General features: G+C 55.1%; 26 protein-coding genes. 1 reads left to right on the top strand and 25 read right to left on the bottom strand.

The features are described from left to right. Positions 1-30: 30 nt before the first annotated feature. The 14 genes from LN244_RS03565 to LN244_RS03500 form a co-directional block, all read right to left on the bottom strand. Positions 31-984, bottom strand: a complete 954-nt coding sequence (locus LN244_RS03565; protein ID WP_239041482.1) for a RodZ domain-containing protein — start codon at positions 982-984, stop codon at positions 31-33. Continuing rightward, a complete protein-coding gene (gene pilW, locus LN244_RS03560) occupies positions 981-1760 on the bottom strand; it encodes a type IV pilus biogenesis/stability protein PilW (protein ID WP_239041481.1) in 780 nt (259 codons plus the stop codon). Before pilW ends, LN244_RS03565 begins: the two co-directional genes overlap by 4 nt. A gap of 9 nt (positions 1761-1769) precedes the next feature. Then, positions 1770-2903 (bottom strand): 23S rRNA (adenine(2503)-C(2))-methyltransferase RlmN, encoded by a 1134-nt coding sequence (gene rlmN / locus LN244_RS03555; protein WP_239041480.1) that lies wholly within the window; start codon positions 2901-2903, stop codon positions 1770-1772. A gap of 59 nt (positions 2904-2962) precedes the next feature. Continuing rightward, positions 2963-3370: a nucleoside-diphosphate kinase gene (gene ndk / locus LN244_RS03550; RefSeq protein ID WP_239041479.1), complete on the bottom strand. Its 408-nt coding sequence runs from the start codon at positions 3368-3370 to the stop codon at positions 2963-2965. A 131-nt stretch (positions 3371-3501) separates the two neighbouring features. Continuing rightward, a complete protein-coding gene (gene iscX, locus LN244_RS03545) occupies positions 3502-3702 on the bottom strand; it encodes a Fe-S cluster assembly protein IscX (protein ID WP_239041478.1) in 201 nt (66 codons plus the stop codon). Positions 3703-3710: 8 nt separating this feature from the next. Beyond that, the gene (gene fdx, locus LN244_RS03540) at positions 3711-4049 is read right to left on the bottom strand and encodes an ISC system 2Fe-2S type ferredoxin (protein ID WP_239041477.1); all 339 of its coding nucleotides are present in this window, start codon (positions 4047-4049) and stop codon (positions 3711-3713) included. Beyond that, the gene (hscA, locus tag LN244_RS03535; protein ID WP_239041476.1) at positions 4049-5929 is read right to left on the bottom strand and encodes a Fe-S protein assembly chaperone HscA; all 1881 of its coding nucleotides are present in this window, start codon (positions 5927-5929) and stop codon (positions 4049-4051) included. Before hscA ends, fdx begins: the two co-directional genes overlap by 1 nt. Positions 5930-5939: 10 nt before the next feature. Further along, the gene (hscB, locus tag LN244_RS03530; RefSeq protein ID WP_239041475.1) at positions 5940-6470 is read right to left on the bottom strand and encodes a Fe-S protein assembly co-chaperone HscB; all 531 of its coding nucleotides are present in this window, start codon (positions 6468-6470) and stop codon (positions 5940-5942) included. 25 nt (positions 6471-6495) lie between these two features. Next, positions 6496-6819 (bottom strand): iron-sulfur cluster assembly protein IscA, encoded by a 324-nt coding sequence (gene iscA, locus LN244_RS03525; protein ID WP_239041474.1) that lies wholly within the window; start codon positions 6817-6819, stop codon positions 6496-6498. A gap of 42 nt (positions 6820-6861) precedes the next feature. Beyond that, entirely contained in the window at positions 6862-7245 is a 384-nt protein-coding gene (iscU, locus tag LN244_RS03520) for a Fe-S cluster assembly scaffold IscU (protein WP_239041473.1), read from the bottom strand. Between the two features lie 28 nt (positions 7246-7273). Further along, the gene (locus LN244_RS03515; RefSeq protein ID WP_239041472.1) at positions 7274-8488 is read right to left on the bottom strand and encodes an IscS subfamily cysteine desulfurase; all 1215 of its coding nucleotides are present in this window, start codon (positions 8486-8488) and stop codon (positions 7274-7276) included. Positions 8489-8508: 20 nt separating this feature from the next. Continuing rightward, positions 8509-9003, bottom strand: coding sequence for a Fe-S cluster assembly transcriptional regulator IscR (iscR, locus tag LN244_RS03510; RefSeq protein ID WP_239041471.1), 495 nt, complete (start codon positions 9001-9003; stop codon positions 8509-8511). Positions 9004-9068: 65 nt separating this feature from the next. Next, positions 9069-9920, bottom strand: a complete 852-nt coding sequence (gene cysE, locus LN244_RS03505; RefSeq protein WP_239041470.1) for a serine O-acetyltransferase — start codon at positions 9918-9920, stop codon at positions 9069-9071. Continuing rightward, on the bottom strand, positions 9913-10677 hold the full coding sequence (locus tag LN244_RS03500) for an RNA methyltransferase (RefSeq protein WP_239041469.1): 765 nt from the start codon (positions 10675-10677) through the stop codon (positions 9913-9915). Before LN244_RS03500 ends, cysE begins: the two co-directional genes overlap by 8 nt. A 128-nt stretch (positions 10678-10805) precedes the next feature. Here LN244_RS03500 and LN244_RS03495 point away from each other — a divergent pair, with 128 nt between their 5' ends. Next, positions 10806-11621, top strand: coding sequence for an inositol monophosphatase family protein (locus tag LN244_RS03495; RefSeq protein WP_239041468.1), 816 nt, complete (start codon positions 10806-10808; stop codon positions 11619-11621). A 68-nt stretch (positions 11622-11689) separates the two neighbouring features. Here LN244_RS03495 and LN244_RS03490 read toward each other — a convergent pair whose 3' ends face one another. The 11 genes from LN244_RS03490 to LN244_RS03440 form a co-directional block, all read right to left on the bottom strand. Continuing rightward, on the bottom strand, positions 11690-12985 hold the full coding sequence (locus LN244_RS03490) for an adenylosuccinate synthase (RefSeq protein ID WP_239041467.1): 1296 nt from the start codon (positions 12983-12985) through the stop codon (positions 11690-11692). 38 nt (positions 12986-13023) lie between these two features. Continuing rightward, positions 13024-14202: an ATP phosphoribosyltransferase regulatory subunit gene (locus tag LN244_RS03485; protein ID WP_239041466.1), complete on the bottom strand. Its 1179-nt coding sequence runs from the start codon at positions 14200-14202 to the stop codon at positions 13024-13026. 111 nt (positions 14203-14313) lie between these two features. Then, complete coding sequence (hflC, locus tag LN244_RS03480) at positions 14314-15195, bottom strand: protease modulator HflC (protein WP_239041465.1); 882 nt, start codon at positions 15193-15195, stop codon at positions 14314-14316. Beyond that, the gene (hflK, locus tag LN244_RS03475) at positions 15195-16397 is read right to left on the bottom strand and encodes an FtsH protease activity modulator HflK (RefSeq protein ID WP_239041464.1); all 1203 of its coding nucleotides are present in this window, start codon (positions 16395-16397) and stop codon (positions 15195-15197) included. The genes hflC and hflK overlap by 1 nt, the downstream gene beginning before the upstream one ends. Positions 16398-16466: 69 nt before the next feature. Then, a complete protein-coding gene (hflX, locus tag LN244_RS03470) occupies positions 16467-17765 on the bottom strand; it encodes a ribosome rescue GTPase HflX (protein WP_239041463.1) in 1299 nt (432 codons plus the stop codon). 8 nt (positions 17766-17773) lie between these two features. Beyond that, positions 17774-18013, bottom strand: coding sequence for an RNA chaperone Hfq (hfq, locus tag LN244_RS03465; protein ID WP_091827810.1), 240 nt, complete (start codon positions 18011-18013; stop codon positions 17774-17776). 117 nt (positions 18014-18130) lie between these two features. After that, the gene (miaA, locus tag LN244_RS03460; protein ID WP_239041462.1) at positions 18131-19078 is read right to left on the bottom strand and encodes a tRNA (adenosine(37)-N6)-dimethylallyltransferase MiaA; all 948 of its coding nucleotides are present in this window, start codon (positions 19076-19078) and stop codon (positions 18131-18133) included. Next, positions 19078-20946: a DNA mismatch repair endonuclease MutL gene (gene mutL, locus LN244_RS03455; protein ID WP_239041461.1), complete on the bottom strand. Its 1869-nt coding sequence runs from the start codon at positions 20944-20946 to the stop codon at positions 19078-19080. Before mutL ends, miaA begins: the two co-directional genes overlap by 1 nt. 13 nt (positions 20947-20959) lie before the next feature. Continuing rightward, on the bottom strand, positions 20960-22297 hold the full coding sequence (locus LN244_RS03450; RefSeq protein ID WP_239041460.1) for an N-acetylmuramoyl-L-alanine amidase: 1338 nt from the start codon (positions 22295-22297) through the stop codon (positions 20960-20962). Positions 22298-22305: 8 nt separating this feature from the next. Next, positions 22306-22773, bottom strand: a complete 468-nt coding sequence (gene tsaE, locus LN244_RS03445) for a tRNA (adenosine(37)-N6)-threonylcarbamoyltransferase complex ATPase subunit type 1 TsaE (RefSeq protein WP_239041459.1) — start codon at positions 22771-22773, stop codon at positions 22306-22308. 13 nt (positions 22774-22786) lie between these two features. After that, the gene (locus tag LN244_RS03440; RefSeq protein WP_239041458.1) at positions 22787-24292 is read right to left on the bottom strand and encodes an NAD(P)H-hydrate dehydratase; all 1506 of its coding nucleotides are present in this window, start codon (positions 24290-24292) and stop codon (positions 22787-22789) included. Between the last annotated feature and the right edge of the window lie 47 nt (positions 24293-24339).

Raw genomic sequence — 24339 nt, 5'->3', positions numbered from 1 at the left:
GTCAGCTTTCCTGTCAAATCAAATAAGGTTTTACAGAGGTAAACTCAGGCGGGCCACATTGTCTTTGCTGATGGCAGCAAGTTCAATCGGTTCATTGTTATAGCGGAGATCAGCCACGGCACTGACACGACCGATGACAACGGACAGAGGCTCATCACCTTCGAACTCAAGTACGCTACCAGCTGCGGCAACGCCGCTATAGAGAGTACGACCGAGAGCGTCTTCAATACTAAGCCAGCAGTCTTCGACCAGACTGATGGACAAACCGGAATGTACAGACGACTCAGGCTGACCACCCTCTGCTTCATTATTGATCTTCTCGTCAGAAGACTGGCTTTCAGTCTCTGCCGTTGTGGTATTGGCGCTTTGACTGACAGACTCAACCGACTCTTGAGGCTCCTCTGAAGTCTCATCCGCTGACTCATTGACAGGCTGCGAATCAACATGCGCACTGACTTCGGCCTCGGTTTCAAGATCACTGACAGGTGGCAACAGAAGCGTCGTGCCGTCGGTCGTTTCAACTGAAACAGGCAGGTCATTCAGAATTGAACGTTCCTCAGCATCAAATCCGAACTGTGTCTGCGACCACCAGATGCTGACCGCAATCAATACGAGAATGAACACCCAAGTACCTACTTTAAGCACTGGATGCCCATGACGCCGTCCTGGTGCAGTTGAAACAGAACCAATGGCCCTTACTTGCGCCGTTGTCGAAAGGTTACCGGTTTGCTGGTTATAGGCCGCAACCAGCGCATCAGCATCCAGCTTGAGGAAACGTGCATAGGCACGTATGTAACCTCTGGAAAAAACCGGATCCTTAAGCTTATCCAGCTCTCCCCCCTCGATGGAATGAATAACAGCCTCAGGCAGATGCAGTTGACGGGCAACCTGCTGGATACTCAATTCCAAGCGCTGCCGCGCTTCAGAAAATGCCTGACCGGAGAAAACAGCAGGGGGACTCACGACTTCTGTTTCATCGCTCACTGGGCACTCTCCTGGTAGAGACGATACTCTTCAGATGCAGGGAACATGTTTTTAAGCAGCAGAGCATAAGTTGCGGCACGAGACACATTACGATCAAGGCGCGCCAGCTGTATCCCGACCCACAAACTCCTTGGGTAATGTTCAACCTGTCTTTGGTCCACCTGTTGGCGGAAACGCTCAAAGTAACGACTCGCCGCTGCATGCTCATCACGGTCCAGCAGCAACTGGGCAATTTCAACCAGCGCTACAGGGCGGTTGCCATTAATGGCCAGTGAGCGCTTGAAGGCTTCTTCGGCATCGATGTCACGGTTGATCAGGACATAACAGCGCCCAAGATTTTCAAGCGCCTGTGCCCGCTGTGGATAAAACGGATCCCGTGTCGCAAGATCCAGTTGCTCGCAAGCCTCTTGGTAGCGTTGACGAGCAAACAGGAAAGCACCGAAGTTGTTATGTAACATGGCCGACTCTGGGTCAGCTGCCACACCCTTGCGAAAATATTCTTCCGCCAACAGGTATTCCTGCTCAACCTGGAATACCAGAGCCATTGCGTTGTAAGCCGGAGCGTATTCGGGATCTATCGAAAGGGCTCTCTGCAGGGACATTTTGGCATTTACCGTATTCCCCGCTTGCAGGTACTGCACTCCAAGAGCGGTATATGCTTCAACAGCCTCTTCAGGCTCAGCCCCCTGCATTCCAACGGTACTTCCCGACTGTGTTGCACAGCCGGACAACAACGCTGCCGCAAGCAGCAGCGAAACCAAGCTGGAGCCCTTCACACTTCCCCCTTAAACCCTTTCAGTCTTTCCGTGAACAGGCTCCTCTTGTACCACAGGAATGTATTTTTGGCTACGGCGTGTACGGTCATCGACCTGACCGACCAGCTGACCACAGGCGGCATCCACATCATCACCTCGTGTCCGTCTGACCGTGGTGATAATCGAGGCTTTCAGCATGATATCCTTGAATCGCTGAATCGCTTCTTCACTCGGACGTCGATAACCTGAATTCGGGAAAGGGTTGAAGGGGATCAGGTTAAGCTTGCACGGCACCTGACGCAGCACCTTGATCAGCTCCCGGGCATGTTCCGGCTGATCATTGATGCCTTCTATCAAAGTATACTCAACGGTGATCACCCGTTTGTCATTCAGACCTTCAAGATAACGATTGCACGCGGCAATCAACTCTTCGATCGGATAACGCTTGTTGATCGGCACCAACTGATCACGAAGCGCGTTGTTTGGTGCATGTAACGAGATCGCCAGGGAAACATCACTGACTTCTCGCAGCTTGTCCAGCGCCGGTACAACACCAGAGGTACTTAATGTCACTCGCCGCTTGGACAGCCCATAAGCGTTGTCATCCATCATCAATTCGGTGGCATCGACAACGTTTTCGAAATTCATCAGCGGCTCGCCCATCCCCATCAACACCACGTTGGTGACGCGACGCTCGGATGGATCAAAGGGGCCATAAGCGCGAATTGCCACTCGTAACTGAGCAATGATTTCCGCTGTAGACAGGTTACGGTTGTAGCCCTGCTTTCCGGTGGAGCAGAAACTGCAGTCCAGCGAACAGCCGACCTGAGAAGAGACGCACAAAGTTCTGCGGTCACCGTCAGGAATCAGCACCATCTCGATTGCAGAACCGCCATCCATGCGAATAACCCACTTGCGGGTACCGTCCCGAGAAGTTTTATCCAGCAGGATTTCCGGCTCGCGAATCTCGGCCACTTCAGCCAGTTTCGCTCGCAGCGCCTTGCTGATATTGGTCATCTCTTCAAAGCTGGACGCGCCTTGCTGATGCAGCCATTTGAGGACCTGAGTAGCGCGAAAACGCTTCTCGCCCATTTCGTCAAAAAAGGCTTCCAGCTTGGCCGGAGACAGTCCCAGGAGATTGATTTTGGATGGGGTCTCAGACATATCGTAGATTTACTCGTTTAGGGTGACAGGCTGCCCAGAACAGGCAGCCCGTAACGAAATCAAGCGCCGAAGAAGTAGGCGATTTCGCGCTCTGCAGAAGCAGCAGAGTCAGAACCGTGCACAGCGTTGGCGTCGATAGATTCAGCGAAGTCACGACGGATGGTGCCTTCAGCCGCTTCCTGCGGGTTGGTAGCACCCATCAGTTCACGGTTCAGAGCGATCGCATTTTCACCTTCCAGAACCTGAACAACAACAGGACCAGAAGTCATGAATGCCACCAGATCAGCGAAGAAAGGACGCTCTTTGTGCTCAGCATAGAAGCCTTCTGCATCTTCTTTGCTCAGCTGCTTCATCTGCATTTCAACAATTTTCAGACCCGCTTTCTCGAAGCGGCTTTCAATCTCACCGATTACGTTTTTGGCAACAGCATCCGGCTTGATGATGGAAAGAGTACGTTCAACTGCCATAGGTATAATCCCCAATCTATAGTGCTATAGGTCAATAAGGCGCAATATTATACGCAAAGCACCATACGCTGAACAGATAACACTCATGAGCGATAGCCCGTCATGGTGCACGGGCCTCTCGAGATCACCCTTTACTCGGCCTCTTCGATCCAGGCCATCTGGATCGCTTCCAGAATTTTCTCGCCACAGTGGTCCGGATCATCATCGAAGTCATCCAGCTCAAGGACCTTGGTATACAGGTCCGGAAAGCTGATCTGCAACGGATTCACATCCGGGTAGGCTTCATACAGCTCAATGGCTATATCGTGTACATCAATCCACTTTAGTCCCATATGACACCTCAGTGCTGTTCTGACACCTGGTTAATGGTGTACTTGGGAATCTCGACAACAAGATCTTCCTCGCCAACCAATGCCTGGCAGCTTAAACGTGATTCCGGTTCAAGCCCCCATGCCTTGTCCAGCATGTCATCTTCCAGCTCATCCGCTTCATTGAGAGAATCAAATCCCTCACGCACTATCACATGGCAGGTTGTACACGCACAGGACTTCTCGCAGGCGTGCTCGATTTCCACACCGTTCGCCAGCGCCAGATCACAAATAGACACCCCTGCCTGCGCTTCAACGACTTTACCCTCCGGGCAAAGTTCTTCATGTGGCAGAAAAATCACCTGGGGCATTAACGCGCCTCCTTATCAAGTTCTTCAATCGAGTGTCCGGACAGCGCCCGGGAGATACTCTGGTCCATTCGCCTTGAAGCGAAGAAATCGCTGGCCTTGGCCAATTCCTCAACACCGCTTTCAATACGGCGATAATCGCCTTCAGCAACCGTGGACTCCAGTTTCACGACCGCCTGCTCCAGGGCCTGACGCTCGGCTTCGGACAGCAACTCACCATCCTGCGCCATGGCCGCACGCAGTGCTGCAATGATTCGCTCAGCTTCTACCTGCTGTTCCCGCAAATTGCGTGCCTCAAGGTCCTCAGCAGCATGACTGTAGGACTCCTTGAGCATACGGGCAATTTCGTCATCACTGAGCCCATAGGAAGGCTTCACCTGAATACTGCTGGTCACACCTGTGGATAACTCTTCAGCCGATACACTCAGCAGACCATCCGCATCCACCTGGAAGGTCACACGAATCTTTGCGGCCCCAGCTGCCATCGGAGGAATATCACGCAGCACGAATCGCGCCAGCGAACGACAGTCCTGAACCAGTTCACGCTCCCCCTGAACCACATGGATTGCCATTGCTGTCTGGCCATCCTGATAAGTGGTGAATTCCTGCGCACGCGCTACCGGGATAGCTGTATTACGATGGATAATCTTTTCCACCAGCCCCCCCATGGTTTCAAGCCCAAGCGAGAGTGGAATCACATCCAGCAGCAGCATATCGCTATCCGGCTTGTTACCCACCAGTACATCGGCCTGCAAGGCGGCGCCGATCGCAACGACCCTGTCGGGGTCAATATCGATATGAGGGGGCCGACCAAAGAATTCACCGACCGATTCACGTACCAAAGGAACACGGGTCGAACCGCCCACCATGACCACTTCGGCAATCTCATCTACCGAAATGCCGGCATCCTTAAGCGCGCGACGACAGGTACGCAGAGTTCGCTTCACCAGTGACTGAATCAGCGCATCAAAATGTTCTCGACTAACGTCAACCGTAAACTCCCGGCCATCGAGTTCGACAATTTGGCTGACCCGAGGCTCATCAGTCAGGCGTTCCTTGATACGTCGCGCCAGCGTCGTCAGGGCGCGAGCCGAAGAAGCATTCAGCGCGTCACCCAAACCGGACTGCAACAACAGATCTTCAGCCAACAGGCGGTCAAAGTCATCCCCACCCAGCGCAGTATCACCGCCAGTCGCCAGCACCTCGAAAACACCGCGATTCAGGCGCAGGATTGAGATATCAAAGGTACCGCCCCCAAGATCATAAACAGCAATGATGCCCTCATCCTGCTTATCAAGACCGTAGGCTACGGCGGCTGCCGTCGGCTCATTGAGTAGCCGCAACACCTTGAGGCCTGCGAGCTGAGCTGCATCCTTGGTCGCCTGACGCTGAGCATCATCGAAATAGGCAGGCACCGTAATGACGACCCCTTCGAGGTCACCGCCCAGCGCTTCTCGTGCACGACGATCCAGAGCCGAAAGAATATCTGCTGAAACCTCAACCGGGCTTTTGTTGCCAGCCGCGGTTTTCAGGTAGGGCATACCTGATTCTGAAGCAGCGAAGTGATAGGGCAGCTCTTCTCCAAGCCCTTTGATGTCTTCTACACCACGCCCCATCAGTCGCTTGACTGAAATGATCGTGTTGTAAGGATCATTGGATGCCTGCTCCAAAGCCTCGACACCGACACAGGGCCGGGCATCAGCCTGGTATCGCACAACCGACGGCAACAGATGGCGACCACTGGCATCCGCCAGGGTCACGGCTTCCCCGCTGCGTACCGAGGCGACCAGTGAATTGGTTGTTCCCAGATCAATCCCGACAGCCAGTTTACGTGCATGAGGCTCAGGGCTTTGACCAGGTTCAGCTATTTGCAGTAATGCCATAGAACTTCCGTTAATCGTCGAACAGCCTGTCTTCCAGCGCCTCAATATCGCTGTGCAGCTTGCATATAAACTGCATCTTGCGCACCAGCACCTCTGCCTGCTCGAATTGCTTGCTGTCCCAACTGCCGGCAAAAGCCACCTGCAACGCCTTGAATTCAGCATCAACATGCGCCTGAAGGGCTTCCAGTTCAGCCTCGGGATCATCATGATCAACGGCATCGGCAGCGCGCTCGCGCAACTCCATCTGCTCCATCAGAAACATGGGATCCAGCTGGGCACGGGAGTCGGAAAGCGTATCTATCCCTTTCAGGGATAACAGATACTGAGCTCGCTTGAGCGGTGACTTGAGGGTGGTTAGCGCTTCATTGAGATATGCGGTGTACTGCACCGCAAGGCGCTGCTCTCGATCAGACTGATGTGAATGTCTGTCTGGATGTATCTGTTTCTGTAAGTCGCGGTATCGCTCGGACAGCCGGGCCTGATCCACATCGAAGCTGACCGGCAAACCGAGGAATTCGAAGTAGTTTCGCGTAATGTCCATCAACCGGCCTCACTGACTGCAACGATCAGACGTTGAAGCTTTCACCGCAACCACATTCGCTGCGCACATTTGGGTTGTTGAACTTGAAACCTTCATTCAACCCTTCGCGAACGAAATCAAGCTCGGTCCCATCCAGGTAAGCCAGGCTTTTAGGGTCAACCATTACTTTGACACCGCCAAACTCGAATACCTGATCTTCAGCCTCACTGGTATCGACAAACTCCAGCACATAGGCCATACCGGAGCAGCCCGATGTCCTCACGCCCAGACGAATACCCTCGCCGTGACCACGTTTTTCAAGATAGCGCGCGACATGGTCGATCGCGGCCTGTGTCATGCTAATTGCCATAATTACCCCAAGCACGGAGGGCTTACGCCCTCCGGTACGGTGTCACTTCTGCTGTTTCTTGCGGTAGTCTTCCACCGCAGCCTTGATCGCATCTTCAGCCAGCACTGAACAGTGAATCTTCACCGGCGGCAGCGCCAACTCCTCGGCGATCTGGGAATTCTTCAGCTCGGATGCCTGATCAAGCGTCATACCCTTAACCCACTCTGTTACCAGGGAGCTGGATGCGATCGCAGATCCGCAACCATAGGTTTTGAAGCGGGCATCTTCAATCACCCCTTCGTCATTAACCTTAATCTGCAGACGCATGACGTCACCACAGGCAGGCGCACCCACCATACCGGTACCGACATGCGGATCTTCGGCATCCATTTTACCGACATTGCGCGGGTTTTCGTAATGATCAATAACCTGTTCGCTGTAAGCCATGATAAACCTCCAAAACGTCTTCGGGACCTTAGTGGTGGACCCACTCAACCTTGCTCAGATCTACACCGTCTTTATACATATCCCAAAGCGGGGACAGTTCACGCAGCTTCTCGACAGCATTGCGAACCTGTTCGATGGCGTAGTCCACCTCTTCTTCAGTCGTGAAGCGACCCAGAGAGAAACGGATTGAGCTGTGCGCCAGCTCGTCATTCAGCCCCAGTGCGCGCAGCACATAAGAGGGTTCCAAACTGGCCGATGTACAGGCTGAACCTGAGGACACGGCCAAGTCCTTAATTGACATCAGCAGCGACTCACCTTCCACAAAGGCAAAACTGATGTTGAGAATGCCCGGCACACGCTGTTCACCAGAGCCGTTCAGGTGCACCTCTTCCATATCTTTAACACCAGCCCAAAGACGCTCTCGCAGTGTCTCCAGACGGGTCGTTTCAGCGGCCATCTCTTCTCCCGCAATCCGGAAAGCCTCGCCCATACCTACGATCTGGTGTGTCGGCAAAGTACCGGAGCGCATGCCTCGCTCGTGACCGCCACCATGAATCAGGGCTTCCAGACGCACACGAGGCTTGCGTCGAACGTACAGCGCACCCACGCCTTTGGGGCCATAGATCTTGTGCGCACATACGGACATCAGATCAACTTTCATCTCGTCCATATTGATCGGCAGCTTGCCGGCACTCTGGGCTGCATCCACATGAAATAGCACGCCCTTTTCACGTGTAATTTCCCCGATCGCCGCAATATCGGTAACCGTGCCAATCTCATTATTCACGTGCATCAGAGAAACCAGAATAGTGTCTTCGCGCAGGGCAGCGGCAACCTGCTCAGGCGTGATCAGGCCGTTTGCATCAGGCTCCAGGTAAGTCACCTCAAAGCCTTCACGTTCAAGCTGACGACAGGGATCCAGTACAGCCTTGTGCTCAATCTTGGACGTAATGATGTGTTTGCCCTTTTTACTGTAAAAGTGGGCAACACCCTTGATGGCCAGATTATCGGACTCGGTTGCACCAGAGGTCCAAACGATCTCACGCGGATCCGCACCCAGCAGATCTGCGACCTGGCGACGCGCCGTTTCCACTGCTTCTTCCGCTTTCCAACCAAAAAGGTGTGAGCGCGAAGCGGGGTTACCAAAGTTACCGTCGGGAGTCAGGCACTGAACCATTTTCTCTGCCACACGAGGGTCAACCGGTGTTGTTGCGGCGTAATCAAGGTAGATCGGCAGTTTCATCTTCTCTCTCCAAAAAAACTCTACACAGCGGCCTTGCTGCTCACGGGCTGTTCTGTGGTACTGGCGATCAGTTGATCCACCTGGCGCTGCTGACGACCGGCCACTTCCTGCACATCACGACGAGCCACCAGGTCAGCCAAACTGATACTGCTCAGGAAGCCATGAATCTGATCACTGAGATCACACCACAGGTGGTGAGTGAGACACACTTCACCTCCCTGGCAGCTACCCGTTTGCTTGCATCCAGTGGCGTCGACCGACTCATTGACGGCATCGATCACTTCAGCAACGTTAATGCAGGCCTGGTCGCGCTTAAGCTGATATCCGCCCCCTGGGCCACGAACACTGCGAACCAGTTCATTGCGACGCAGCTTGGCAAACAACTGCTCCAGATAGGACAAGGAGATACCCTGGCGCTCGGAAATATCGGCCAGACTGATCGGCCCCTTGCCTTCATGCAGTGCCAAATCCAGCATCGCCGTGACGGCATACCGCCCTTTAGTTGTTAATCGCATAGTATTCCTCATACTCACGCTTTACAGCATGGGCACATTATGCGATTCCCTACTAATTTAGTCAATTATTCAACCGACTTGTTCTCTCGGTCTTTTAACCCTTGAGACGATAAGGCTTCTGCGCCAGCCCCATTGGACAACATACCACTGGCATCATCCACTGCCGCCTCAAAGTCCTCTGACTTCAGCTCAGGCAACTGCTCGTCACAGTACTCTGGCTTCAGCTCACAAAGCGCCTTACCCATGGTATCGACCTTGTGATCCATTGCCTGCATGTGATCGAGCAGGCAACGAATGGCGTGAGCAACCGGGTCCGAGACTTCCTTGGTCACGGCATACGCATCAAAACCGACCTTGTCGGCCATCTGCTGGCGCTTCAACTCTTCCGGAGTATCTTCATCAGGATGACGTTTAATGATCCGTCCGGGAATCCCGACGACGGTTGCATCTTCTGGCACATCACGGGTTACCACCGCATTCGAACCAACGCGCGCACCTGCACCAATAGTGATCGGTCCCAGCACCTTGGCTCCAGCACCACACACCACGTTATTACCCAGTGTCGGATGGCGCTTCCCCTTATTCCAGGTAGTCCCCCCCAGCGTTACGCCGTGATACAGGGTTACGTCATCTCCGATTTCGGCTGTCTCACCAATCACCACTCCCATGCCGTGGTCGATGAAGAAACGCCGACCTATGGTTGCACCGGGATGGATCTCGATACCGGTCAACCAGCGTGCAATATTGGAAATAATGCGCGCCAGCCACTTGAAATCACGTCGCCAGAGGGCATTCGCCAAGCGGTGAAACCAGATCGCATGCAGCCCCGGATAGGCCGTTAAGACCTCAAACGCATTACGTGCCGCTGGATCACGATGAAAAACCGAGCGTATATCTTCGCGGATCTGCTTAAACATCGTCTTTATCACCCTTCGATACTGGCATCTCTATCCTGCGCTCAACCGCTTTTAGAATGCCGCGCAACACATTGACCTCGACCTTGTCCGGGACTGCACGCTGCAACAACCGACGCAGGCGTGGCATAAGCTGTCTAGGGTTATCGGGATCAAGAAATTCGATTTTCACCAGGGTTTGCTCAAGGTGCTCAAACATGAGCTCCAGCTCACGCTGCTCGGCCAATTCGATATCCCAGTTGGTGCCCCATTGAGGCTTGTTCAATGGCTGCTGGGCAAGCTCCGCCATTCGCAGCTCATAAGTAATCACCTGCACTGCGGCAGCAATGTTAAGTGAGCTAAAACTTTCAACGGCAGGAATGTGCACATGATGGTGACAGCGCTGCAACTCTTCATTGGTCAACCCGCGATCTTCGCGACCAAAGAGGATAGCGACCTTGGCCTTACCCTTGAGGGGGGCCGCTATCGCTGCCAGTTCTCGAGGGTCAACCAAAGGCCAGGGAATGTGACGCTCACGCGCACTGGTTCCGAACACCAGCTCACAATCAGCGATGGCCTCATCAATGGTTTCCACAACACTGGCGGATTCAAGCAGATCCGTCGCACCTGAGGCACGCGCATCAGCATCCGGGTGCGGAAACAGCTTGGGGCTCACCAGACAAAGATCTTTCAGCCCCATGTTTTTCATGGCTCGCGCTACACCGCCGATATTACCGGGGTGGGTCGTATTCACCAGTACAATGCGGATATGTTCAGACATGGAGTTACGCCGTTAAAAGCTGAATATTCTATCAGAACATGATTGAGTTGCAGACCACCTGTTCAGCGAAGCGCCGGTCTGAGCTACAATAGACCTTTGACAACCATGAAGACTGGACACCAACACTGATGCAACCAATGGTTAATATTGCCCTGCGCGCGGCCCGGCTCGCAGGCGAACAGATTTCGCGCGCTCTTGAACGCCTGGATCTGATCAAATCTGAACAGGCCGATGTCGCTGAGTTCATCAGTGAGCTCTGCCAGCAGGCTGAACGCACAATCGCCACCTCCATCCAAAAGGCTTACCCTCACCACAGCCTCATCGGTGAATATAGTGGCCAATATGCTCCAATTGGCGAAGGCCCCGGCCACTGCGAATGGCACATCAGCCCGATTGACAGTCTGATCAACTTTTCCAACGCTCTACCCATGTTTGCCCTGAGCATTACTGGCTATATCGATGGAAAAGCTGAACACTGCGTGGTTCTGAACCCTGTTTTCGGCGAAGAATTTACCGCCAGCCGAGGCAAGGGCGCCCAGCTTAATGGCAAACGCCTGCGCGTAAGCAATCGCACCTCACTGGAAGGCGCTGTCATCGGCACGGGATACCATGCTCGCCGCAGCGACAAGCCCTGGATGGAATCTCACGCCCGCATGATGCAACAGGTGATGCAGGCAGGCGCAACGCTGCACAACAGCGGCTCCCCCGTGCTCAGCCTGGCTTACACTGCCGCCGGCCGCCTCGACGGTTTCTATCAAATCGGTCTGAGCCAGACTGAACTTTCGGCTGGCCTGCTGCTGATTCGTGAAGCAGGCGGCCTCGTTGGCGACTTCTCAGGCGGCAACAAGTACAGCGACCACGGCAACCTGGTAGCCGGCAATACCAAGGTACTCAAAGCCCTGCTTCGCACACTGCACCCTGCTACGGCAGAAGCCCTGCGCTAATCGGCCGGATTTCCGGGCACAAAAAAACCGCATCTTTGGATGCGGTTTTTTTTGAGCCGTTCGAAGCATTATGCTTCGAACGGGTGACGCAGAACGATGGTTTCGTTGCGATCGGGACCGGTCGAGATAATATCGATCGGCGCTTCGATCAGCGCTTCCAGCCGATTGATGTATGCACGCGCATTAGCAGGCAGCTCATCAAGAGCCTTCACACCGACGGTAGACTCACTCCACCCCGGCAGCTGCTCGTAGATCGGCTCGACTGCTTCGTAGTCTTCGCTTCCATTCAGGGAGCTGACAACATTGCCGTTCTTGTCCTTGTAGCCGGTGCAGATATTGATCTGCTCCAGACCATCCAAAACGTCCAACTTGGTCAGACAGATACCGGAAACAGAGTTGATCTGGATAGCGTGCTTAAGCGCAACCGCATCAAACCAGCCACAGCGACGCGCGCGACCAGTGGTAGAACCGAACTCGTGACCACGCTCAGCCAAACGCTGACCCACATCGCAGTGCAGCTCGGTCGGGAAAGGACCACCACCAACTCGAGTCGTGTAAGCCTTGGTAATACCCAGGATATAGTCCAGGTACAGCGGACCAAAACCACTACCGGTTGAAGTGCCACCAGCCGTAGTGTTTGAGGATGTCACGTACGGATAGGTACCGTGGTCGATATCCAGCAAAGAACCCTGAGCACCTTCGAACATGATGCTAGCGCCCTGCTTGCGCAGATCGTGCAACTTGGCGGTAACATCAGTGATCATCGGCACCAATGTCTTGGCCATTTCCATGCAGCTGTCATACGTCTGCTGGAAATCCACAGGGTCAACCTTGTAGTAGTTCTGCAGTACGAAGTTGTGGTATTCCAGCACTTCCTTCAGTTTGGCTGCAAAACGCTCCGGATCCGCCATATCTCCCAGACGCAGACCACGACGAGCCACTTTGTCTTCGTAGGCAGGCCCGATTCCGCGACCGGTAGTACCAATTTTGGCGTTGCCACGCGCCAGTTCGCGCGCCTGATCAAGTGCAACATGGTAAGGCAGAATCAACGGACACGCCGGGCTCAGCTGCAGACGCTCACGGACAGGCACACCACGCGCTTCCAGACCAGCGACTTCCTTCAACAGCGCTTCCGGCGACAGCACAACGCCGTTGCCGATCAGGCAGAGCACATTCTGACGCAGGATGCCGGACGGAATCAGGTGAAGAACAGTTTTTTCACCATCAATAACCAGTGTATGCCCTGCATTGTGCCCGCCCTGGAAGCGAACGACGGCAGCGACCTGCTCGGTCAACAGATCTACGATCTTACCCTTGCCTTCATCACCCCACTGGGTGCCCAGAACAACGACGTTTTTACCCATTGCTGTCTCGATTACTCTTAATTATCAAAAAGTTGCGATCAAAGATCGACCAAAACCCATTCACCGCCCTCAGACTTCAGCTGCTGAGAGTAGCGGTTATCACAATCCGTTTCGCCTTCCAGCCGCTGAACCACGCGCTTTCCAGCCTGACGCAGCTTGGCAATCGCGGATTGCAGGTCTTGAGCCTCTCCCGCAGGTGCCAGAATCACGCCTTCCGCCTGTTCGGCCAGCTGGCCAGACAGGTCCATCAAAGTTTTCAAGTCGGCACTAAAGCCGGTAGCCGGACGCGCACGGCCAAAGTCACGCCCGATATTGTCATAACGCCCGCCTTTCGCCAGCGCCTGACCAAAACTCGGCGTGTAAGCTGCAAACACAATACCGGTATGATAGTGGTATCCGCGCAACTCACTGAGATCAAAATAGGTATCCACCGATGGGAAGCGTGCCGAAATACGAGCCGCCAAGTCTGCCAGATAATCCACAGCTTTCATCAGCTCGACATCAGACGCGAAGAGCTCACGTGCCTTGCCCAGTATAGCCGCACCACCATTAAGACGAGGTAATTCAAGCAACCAATCGCAAAGCGGTGCAGTCAAATCAAGCTCAGATACAAAACGACCGATCTCCGGCAACGCCTTGCGCTGCAACATATCCTGATAGTCACTTTGCTGCTGCGAACTCAGGTTGGCCAACGCCATCAGTCGACTGAATACTCCAACATGCCCAAGATCAAGACTGACCGGCGTTCGCAAACCAACTTCATCCAGAGTTGCCAGCATCAGGGCAATCACTTCGACATCGCTGTCAGGGCCGGAGTGACCGTACAATTCGGCACCAAGCTGCAGAGGGTTGCGCGAAGCCAGCATGTTTTCAGCATGACTGTGCAGCACCGATCCACAATAGCAGAGGCGACTGGCACCTTCGGTACGCAGACGATGGGCATCGATACGCGCTACCTGAGGCGTCATATCGGCGCGCACGCCCAAAGTGTGGCCACTCATACGATCGGTCAGCTTGAAGGTATTGAGATCGAGATCATGACCGACACCGGTCAGCAGGGACTCCAGATGCTCCGCAATCGGCGGCATCACCAGCTCGTAACCCCATCGATGATAGAGGTCGAGCACCTTACGCCGCATCAATTCAACCTGCCGCGCCTGCGGCGGCAGCAGCTCCATTATTCCGTCGGGCAGCAACCAGCGATCTGCCAAGGCCATGCATTACTCCGCTGTCATCAGGTGGTCTGAATCACAAAAAAACCGGGCACAGACCCGGTTGCTTAACTATATCATGAAACCGGGCGCCAAAGGCACCCGGTTTTCATTGCACTATTGGGTAACAGATTTCCCGGTCGCGCTGTTCAGGTAACGGAAGAATTCACTCTTCGGATCCAGAACAAACATGTCGCCGCCAGAGAAGGACTCCCGGTATGCATTCAGACTGCGGTAGAAGGCATAAAATTCGGGGTCTCGCTGGAAAGCTTCTGCATAAATGGACGCCGCCAGCGCATCACCTTCACCACGAACAGTCTCAGCCTCACGGAAGGCATCAGCCAGCAGAACGGTACGCTGACGATCGGCATCTGCACGGATACCCTCAGCCAATTCCTTGCCTCGCGCCCGCAACTCACGTGCCAGTCTCAGACGCTCGGTGCGCATACGCTCGTACACCGAAGAAGACACTTCCTGCGGCAGGTCAATTCGCTTGACGCGCACATCGATAACCTCGATACCCAACTCCGACTGGGCCAGGTCACTCAGCGCACGAATCACATCACCCATCACCTCCTCACGCGCACCGGACACCACTTCGGTCAGCGTACGCTCACCGAACTGGTTACGAAGGCTGGTTTCGATACGGGTGGACAGAAGATCAGCCGCCCGGAACTCGTCACCAGAGGTTGCCGTGTAGTACTTCTCAACATTATCGATACGCCACTTGATGAAGGAGTCCACGATGAGACGCTTCTTCTCCAGCGTCAAAAACGCCTGGGGACGCGCATCCAATGTCATGGTGCGACCTTCAAATTTGCGCACGGTGTTCACGAACGGAATCTTGAAGTGCAGACCCGGCTTGATGTCAGCCTCCACAACCTCACCGAAGCGCAGCTTGATGGCACGCTCCGTTTCCTTAACGATATAAACCGATTTGGAACCAATCATCACTACCAAAAGGAGTGCTATCAGTCCGAACATGGATGTAGGCTTCATTAGCGTCCCTCCCTCAGGCCGGAAGTAGTCTGTGTACGCTGACGCGTCTCCTCCAGCACCTGGTCGGTAATCTGGCGCAGTGCATTCTCGTCAAGACGAACGCCACGACCAGCACTGTCACGCACTGGCTGCTTTTCAGCCAGACGATCCAGCGGCAGATACATCATGTTATTGCCACCCTCTACATCAACCATCACCTTGCCCGTACTGGCCAATACTTCCTGCAGGGTATCGATGTACAGACGCTCACGAGTTACGTCAGGCGCCTTCTGGTATTCGGTCAACAGAGCCTTGAATCGACTAGCCTCACCAGTCGCCTTGGCCACTACTTCTTCCCGGTAGGCATTCGCCTCTTCCAGAAGACGCTGGGCGCGACCACGGGCTTCTGGAACGATACCGTTGGCATAAGCCTCGGCTTCGTTCTTGGCACGCTGCTCATCCTCACGCGCCTTGATCACGTCATCGAATGCATCCTGCACCTGACGGGGTGCCTGGGCGTTCTTGATGTTGACCTTGGAGATGCTCAGACCAGTGGTGTAGTTCTCCATGTAGCGTTGCAGACGTGCCTGCACCTGCAATGCCAAGGTGTCACGACCTTCTGTCAGGATGCTGTGCATTTCGGAAGTACCCACAACATGACGCAGCGCAGACTCGGAAGACTGTGCCAGGCTGTCACTGGGATCACGCACCTTGAGCAGGAACTGAACAGGGTCTGCAACCACATACTGCACCGTCATATCCACATCGACGATGTTTTCGTCAGCCGTCAGCATCAGGGAACGGTGATCGTAGGTACGAATACGAGTGGTATTGACCTTGACCACCTCATCAATCAGCGGAGGATTCCACTGCAGACCCGGCTGGACGGTATCATGGTACTTACCCAGGCGCAGGACGATGCCCCGCTCCTGCTGATCGACGGTATAGAACCCCATACCCGCCCAAAAAAGAGCCGCCAATACGACCAGGACAACAAAGAAGCCGGTACCACCGCCTTTGCCGCGTCCATCTCCGCCGCCAAAGCCGCCCCGCTTCTTGCCACCGCCAAAAATTCCGCCGATGCGATCCTGCAGCTTGCGCATCGCCTCATCGAGATCAGGCGGTCCCTGATCGTTGCCACCACCACGCTTGCCGCGGTTGTCGCCACCGCCACTCCAGGGGTCATGGTTGTTACCATTCCCGCCAGGCTCATTCCAGGCCATAGTGTTCTCCGTTTTAAACCGCTTTATTAGCTTTCTAAGGATTCGTCATTGTTGCCGTATCGGCGCTGCTTAGTCGACCATTTCAGACAGGTATTGTTCCTGACGAATTCCCAAACGACTAAGAATACGCTTGAAGTCCTTCATCTGAAGTCGGACCTCTACCAACATCTCGCCCTGATCATCTACCTTTTCAGCAACCACCGCTCCCTGTGCGTACAGCTGGGCTCTTAGATTGCCATCGGTCGGCGCCAGCTTCAGCTCATCATGAAACATCTCTTCACCCAGACGCTCACTGACGGCACTCAGCAATAAATCCAAACCCGCACCACTGACAGCTGACACCCAGACGCGCCAGGGGACGCCATTCTCGTCACGATCAATGCGAGGCTCAGCCCCTTCGATGCGATCGATCTTGTTGTATACCTGTAGTACGGGCACTTCAGCAGCACCGATCTCTTCCAGTACCGCTTCCACCTGTTCAATATGCCCTAAACGCTCATCATCGTAACAATCGATTACATGCAGCAGCAGGCTTGCTTCGGTCGTTTCCTGCAGCGTAGCACGAAAGGCCTCAACGAGTTTATGGGGCAGATGACGAATAAAGCCCACCGTGTCCGCCAGAATCGCCTGCCCGACATCCGCCAGCTCTATTTTGCGCAATGTGGGGTCAAGCGTTGCAAACAACTGGTCAGCTGCGTAGACATCCGAGGTCGTCAGACGATTAAACAGGGTTGACTTGCCCGCATTGGTGTATCCAACCAGCGAAACAGTAGGCACTTCGGCACGCTTACGCGCACGCCGCCCCTGATCACGCTGTTTGCGGACCTTTTCGAGTCGCTTAAGAATGGATTTGATGCGCGCGCGCAGTAGTCGTCGGTCAGTCTCAAGCTGAGTTTCACCGGGACCACGCAGACCGATACCGCCCTTCTGGCGTTCGAGGTGAGTCCAGCCACGCACGAGACGGGTAGACATGTGCTCAAGCTGAGCCAGCTCCACCTGCAGCTTACCCTCGTGCGTGCGGGCACGCTGGGCGAAGATGTCCAGAATCAGGCCGGTACGATCCAGTACTCGGCACTGCAGTTCGCGCTCAAGGTTACGCTCCTGCGCCGGGCTCAGAGCATGATTGAAGATCACCAGTTCGGCTTCATGCTCTCGCACCAGCTCTGCCAGCTCTTCAACCTTGCCTTTGCCCAGAAAAAACTTGGGACTGGGGTCAGCGCGGGTGCCGGTCAGAAATTCGACCGGATCGGCGCCAGCCGACAGTGCCAACTCTTCCAGTTCTCGTGGATTCTCGCGATCAGCCTCTGAGGCCAGTTCAATATGGACGAGGATCGCGCGCTCGCCTGACTCGGGACGTTCGAAAAACAATTAATACCTCATTCAGCAGGCTTTTCGTCGGCCACAGGCAGCTTGACCGGGCGAGAAGGCACTACTGTAGAAATCGCGTGCTTGTAAACCATCTGACTGACAGTGTTTTTCAGCAGGATGACAAACTGGTCAAAAGATTCGATCTGACCCTGCAGCTTGATGCCGTTAACCAGAAAGATCGATACCGGAACACGTTCCTTGCGCAGAACATTAAGATAAGGGTCTTGTAGTGATTGCCCTTTTGACATTGCAAACTCCTTCCATAATGGAAATCAATTTATAGTGTAGTTATGAATTCGGCTAAAGCTGACTCGGCGTCATACAGCTGCATGAACAGAGTTTGCGCGCGATCATACCGGAAATCATTATATAACGGCAGGGTCTGACAGTTTCAAGGCATCGGAAACTAAATTCGATGACTCGCTCTCGAGCCAGTGCACCCCTTCCCAGCCACGTAACCACGTAAGCTGACGCTTGGCTAATTGACGCGTTGCCACCACGCCCTTGTATCTCATCGTTTCCCGATCATAGTCGCCACTGAAGTATGACCACATCTGACGATAGCCGACACATCGGATCGAAGGCATACCCGCATGCAGATCACCACGCTCCCAAAGACGCCGCACCTCCTCTTCAAAACCACTTTTAAGCATGATATCGAAGCGCTGCTCAATACGCTGATGCAGGCGGGAGCGTTCCGCAGGCGCCAGCGCGATAGGGATTATCTCGAACGGCAAATCCGCTTCTGCCTGCTCCCGCCAGTGCTCACTGATCGGCTTACCCGTTAACAGGACTACTTCCAGCGCCCGCTGGAGACGCTGAGAGTCCGTCGGCTTAAGACGCCGGGCACCTTCTGGATCCAGCTCAGCCAGACGGGCATGTATCGCCGGCCAGCCTCTTTCAGCGGCTTCCGCTTCAACACGGGCACGCAGTTCAGGATCTGCTTCAGGCAAAGCAGCCAATCCCTGCTGCAACGCGTTGAAATAGAGCATGGTTCCGCCCACCAGCACCGGTATTCGATCTGCCTGCTGAATATCCGCTATCTGGGCGAGCGCATCCTCTCGGAACTGGGCCGCAGAATAGGCCTCTGCAGGGTCAAGAATATCCACAAGCCGATGGGGATATGCGTTCAACTCATCCGAAGTCGGCTTAGCAGTCCCGATATCCATGTCTCGATAGACCATGGCCGAGTCCACACTAATGAGCTCACACGGCAGGTGGTCACAGAGCCGCATCGCCAGATCGGTTTTGCCCGATGCGGTAGGCCCCATCACAAAAATCACTTTGGGCTTATTCTTGGCCTGCGACTGCATTACTGTCCCCGCAAAAATAGCTTGTCCAGCTGAGCAAGTGACAGCTGGGTCCAGGTTGGTCGCCCGTGGTTACACTGACCACTGCGTTCTGTCTGTTCCATGTCGCGAAGAAGCGCGTTCATCTCGGTTACGGTCAATTGACGGTTGGCGCGGACTGCACCGTGACAGGCCATGGTTGCCAACAACTCGTTCAAGTGCGCCTGAATGCGGTCACTGGTGCCGTACTGCAGCATATCGGACAGCACATCACGAACCAGCTGTTCCACATTCGCTTTTGCCAGCGCCACCGGAACTTCTCGTATCACCAGAGACTCTTCAGCCATGCGTTCCAGACGAAAACCCAAACGATGGAATTCATCCGGACATTCTTCCGCGATATCGCCTTCGCGTGCACTGACGGCCAGATTGACCGGCACCAGCAATGGCTGACTGCGGATACGATCCTGTTCAAATGCGATTTTCATCCGCTCGTAGACAATCCGCTCATGGGCCGCATGCATATCCACCAGCACCATGCCTTCCGCATTTTGGGCAAGGATATAGATCCCGTGCAGCTGCGCCAGGGCGTACCCCAGCGGCGGGACCAATTGTCCCTCCGCCCCGGAACTCACGTCCGGGGCCGGGGCAGGCGCGACCCCAGCCGGCTGATGCAGCGCAGCATAGCCCTGAATCTGTTCACGCACCTGACTCTGACCACCCGAGCCGGCAAACCCCAGCCCCATAGGACGTTGACGCAACGCCGAGAGATCACGCCCCGAAGCGGAAGGCTCCACTGATGTCGAAAAACCATTAGCGGACACGGCCAAATCTGACTGCGACGGCAACTGAGCGCCACTTTGCACCGGCGCGACATCCTGAGGACGCAAATCAGCAATCACTCGGTACAGGGTGCGGAAGATGAAATCATGCACCAGCCTGCTCTCACGGAAGCGAACCTCATGCTTGGTAGGATGCACGTTGACATCCACCAGCGACGGATCCAGTTCCAGATAGAGTACATAGGCGGGGTGACGGCCGTGAAAGAGTACATCCTGATAGGCCTGACGCACCGCATGAGTGACTACCTTGTCACGAATCACACGACCATTGACAAAGAAATACTGTTGATCTGCCTGAGCACGGGAGAACGTGGGCAATCCCATCCAACCCCAGAGGCGTAACCCCGATGCCTCAGCCACCACATCCAGAGCTACCGATTCGTTGACGAAGCCGGCTCCCAGCAACTGCCCCAAACGCTGCTCTCTCGCCTGTTCGGTCTCCGCTGGCCGCAGCTGATGTATCGCCTTGCCGTTGTGCCTCAGGGTAAAGCCAACGTCATAGCAGCTCAGCGCCAGTCGCTTGACCACTTCTTCCAGATGGCGCAGCTCGGTTTTCTCTGTTTTCAGGAATTTGCGACGTGCAGGTGTGTTGAAGAACAGGTCTCGTACCTCAACTGTCGTTCCGGGGGGATGGGCGGCGGGAACGACCTCTGCAGCCATGTCACGCCCCTGCACCGAAACTGCCCAGGCATTATCCTGCGCCAATGTGCGCGACGTCAGGGTCAATCTTGATACCGAACTGATACTGGCCAATGCCTCACCGCGAAAGCCGAGGCTCCCAACTGCTTCCAGATCCTCCAGCGCCGTGATTTTGGAGGTCGCGTGACGACTCAGTGCCAGCGGCAGATCTTCCTTGTCAATGCCACGCCCGTTATCACGCAGGCGAATCAATTTCACGCCTCCCTGCTCAATATCCAGCTCGACCTTGTCTGCGCCGGAGTCGAGGCTGTTCTCGAGCAATTCCTTAACAACCGATGCGGGGCGCTCAACAACCTCGCCAGCCGCAATCTGGTTAGCCAGTTGCGGCGATAAAAGATGTATTCGTGACATAAAAACCTGAGGTTCAACCAGCGGGAATGCGCAGTACCTGACCGACTCGTATGCTGTCACCATTGAGCTTATTGGCACTGCGCAACTGCTGCAGTGAAACACCATTGCGCTGCGCGATAAGGGACAGGGTATCACCCGAGACCACTTTGTACAGCCGTTCACTCGCAGCCAGATTATTACCGGACTGTTTCTGCCAGGCGATATAGGTTGCAGCGGGCGGCTTTTCCCAGAAATGATCGACAATGCCGCGATAGATCGCTTCGGCCATCTGCTTCTGATAACTGGCTGTACGCAGTTTACTCGCCTCGCCCGGGTTGGAGATAAATCCGGTTTCAACCAGAATCGAAGGAATATCAGGCGACTTGAGCACCACAAATCCGGCCTGTTCGACATGCTTCTTGTGCATGCGGGCAAAGCGATCCATGTTGGCATGAATACGTGAGGCGACCTGGTGACTGTCCTTGCGGCTGGCGTTCATCGACATGTCCAGCAACACGCTGGCCAGCACATCATCCTTGTCATCAAGGCTCAGGCTACCGACACCACCAATCAGGTCGGCACTGTTTTCCCGTTTCGCAAGCCATCGGCCCATTTCAGAACTGGCACCTCGCCCGGACAGCACCCACACCGAGGCACCTCGAGCCCGCGGGTCCTTGAAAGCATCGGCGTGAATGGACACAAACAGGTCAGCGTTACTCTTGCGTGCCTTGCCAGTCCGCCCGCGCAGACTGATGTAGTAATCGCCGGTTCGCGTCAGAACGGCTCGATAGCCCTTGCGGGCATCAATCATCGCCTTGAGTTTTTTGGCAATTGCCAACACCACATCCTTCTCGCGCACGCCACCAGGGCCGATCGCACCGGGGTCCTCCCCACCGTGACCAGCATCGATCATCACGACGATATCGCGCTTTCCACCCTCGCCAGGCACCGGCACCACGGTTTTGGTGACTACGGCCTGTTCGCGCATTTCCAGGTCAACCACCAGACGATGCCCATACTGCTCATTGGGCTTGAGGTCGAAGCTCTTGGGACGAACCTTTTCCTGCAGATCAAGCACAATGCGCAGACCATCGCCGCGCTCGCTATGACGGATAGCCCCCACCGGACTGTTCTCAAGACCCAACTTGTCCAGTGAAGCCGTCAAATTGACCTGTTCGATGTCGATAACCACACGATCGGGATTGGAGAGGGTAAACAGCTTGTGATCCACAGGCCCCGACAGGTCAAACACAAGGCGAGTATTATCCGGTGCCAGCCAGGCACGAACATTACGAATCTCCTCGGCCGCCTGCAGCAGGGTCGCCATCAGGCTGAACAGCAGAAGTGTCAGCAGTTGCCCGAACTTTCTCATCGGTCCATTCACGTTTCGTTGCCAGTCTTATTCAGTGTATCGACCACATGCTGTCCTTTTTGAGTTCTGGCGGTCAATTCCACCTCTCGTCCCTGACCCGAAAGGGACAGACGAATCTCCAGATCAGGTTGCGGCAGGATCCCCTTGCCTTTTTCCGGCCACTCCACCAGACACAGTGCATCATCAGTAAAATAATCACGGATTCCCAGAAATTCCAACTCTTCCGGGTCCGACAATCGATACAGATCAAAGTGATAGACCGCTCCGGCCGGCGTTTCATATGGCTCGACCAGTGTATAGGTCGGACTTTTGACCGATCCTGCATGACCACAGCCGCGTAGCACACCTCTGCTCAGAGTGGTCTTGCCCATCCCCAGATCACCGAGCAGAAAAACCACGCCACCTGCGTCCAGAGCCTGCGCCAGTTGAGCACCAAAGTCAGCCATTGCCTGTTCATCGCAGAGGTAGCGTTTCATCAACTGCATTCCTTCATTCAATTCCACTGAGAACTCGACGCACACGGCTGATCAGATCTGTAGCCAGCAACCCTCGTTCGCCCTGTTCAGCCGCACAGAGGTCGGCTGCACGGGCATGAGCATAGACACCGGCTCTTGCTGCATCCACCGCGCTCAAGCGTTGCGCACGTAAGGCACCGATGATACCGGAGAGCACATCTCCCATGCCACCGCAGGCCATACCCGGGTTGCCGGCGTTACACAAATGCATTGCATCGCCATCAAAACTGAGACTGCCGGCCCCTTTGAGCACGACAGTACCACCAAAACGCGACTGCAGTTCACGTACTGCTCTGAACCGATCCTGTTGGACAACGTCGGTCTCCCAACCCAGCAATCGTGCCGCTTCTCCCGGGTGAGGGGTCAACACCCAATCATGGAGCGCGAGTCCGTTATACTGTCGGCGCTGCAACAGGTTGAGCGCATCGGCATCCAGCACCAGCGGCAACCCCGAATTCAGCGCCTGTTGCAGCAGTTGATCTGCCCAGGCACTTTGCCCCAGCCCCGGCCCCACAACCAGCACATCGGGACGTTCCAGCAAGGGTTGCAGATCCTGCCCCGAGTTGACGCCCGCCACCATCACTTCAGGCGCACGAGTCAATGCCGCCGTTACATGTTCCGGCCGGGTTGCCAGCGAAACCAACCCTGCTCCGCTGCGCGCCGCTGCCTCGGCCGCCATGAGCGCCGCCCCCCCCATACCGTGATCACCACCAATGATCATGACATGACCAAACACCCCCTTGTGAGAGGATCGCCGACGAGGCGGCAGCAACTTGGCCAGATCATCACTATCGGTACGAAAGGCGCTTAACGAAACCTCTTCGTATACCTCGTCGGGCAACATCAAACTGTCAAACAGCACTTGACCGCAATGATCTACCCCGTCATGGGTCAACAGACCCTGCTTTAGCCCGATAAAGGTCAGGGTCAAATCTGCACGCACGGCCACGCCGAGCACACGTCCCGTATCGCTGCACAACCCCGAGGGAATATCCACCGCCAGCACAGGGCGAGAGCTGCGGTTGAACTGTTTGATCAGCTCCGCGGTTTCACCACGTACCGGGCCGCTCAGTCCGGTCCCCAACAGAGCATCGACCAGCACGTCCCCCTGCAGTTCCATACCGGTCTGCCAGCGGGTCAGCTCAACCCCAACAGCCTGCGCCCACTGCCAGGCTGCGAGTGCTTCACCCTGCAAACGCGCTTCAAAATCATCATTGAGCACCAGCACCTGCACATCAACGCCTTGCTGCCGAGCCAGGCCTGCAACAATGAGGCCATCACCGCCATTATTGCCACTGCCACAGCCTACCGTGAGCCGACGTATACCCGGCCAGTGCGCCATCAGCTCCACGAAGGCCGCATGCCCCGCACGCTGCATCAGTCGAAAACCCGGAATCCCGAACTGCTCGATTGCAGTACGGTCAAGGGCACGACTCTGTTCAGCCGTGTATAATGCTCCCGGCAGCTCTGCTCTGCTCATGATGGCTTTCTCCTTTCTTATCAGTTCATTATAGAGGATGGACTGAC

The sequence above is a fragment of the Marinobacterium sediminicola genome, assembly GCF_022343685.1.
GTDB classification, from domain to species: Bacteria; Pseudomonadota; Gammaproteobacteria; order Pseudomonadales; family Balneatricaceae; genus Marinobacterium; species Marinobacterium sediminicola.
This window is presented reverse-complemented; position numbering and strand designations above follow the sequence as displayed.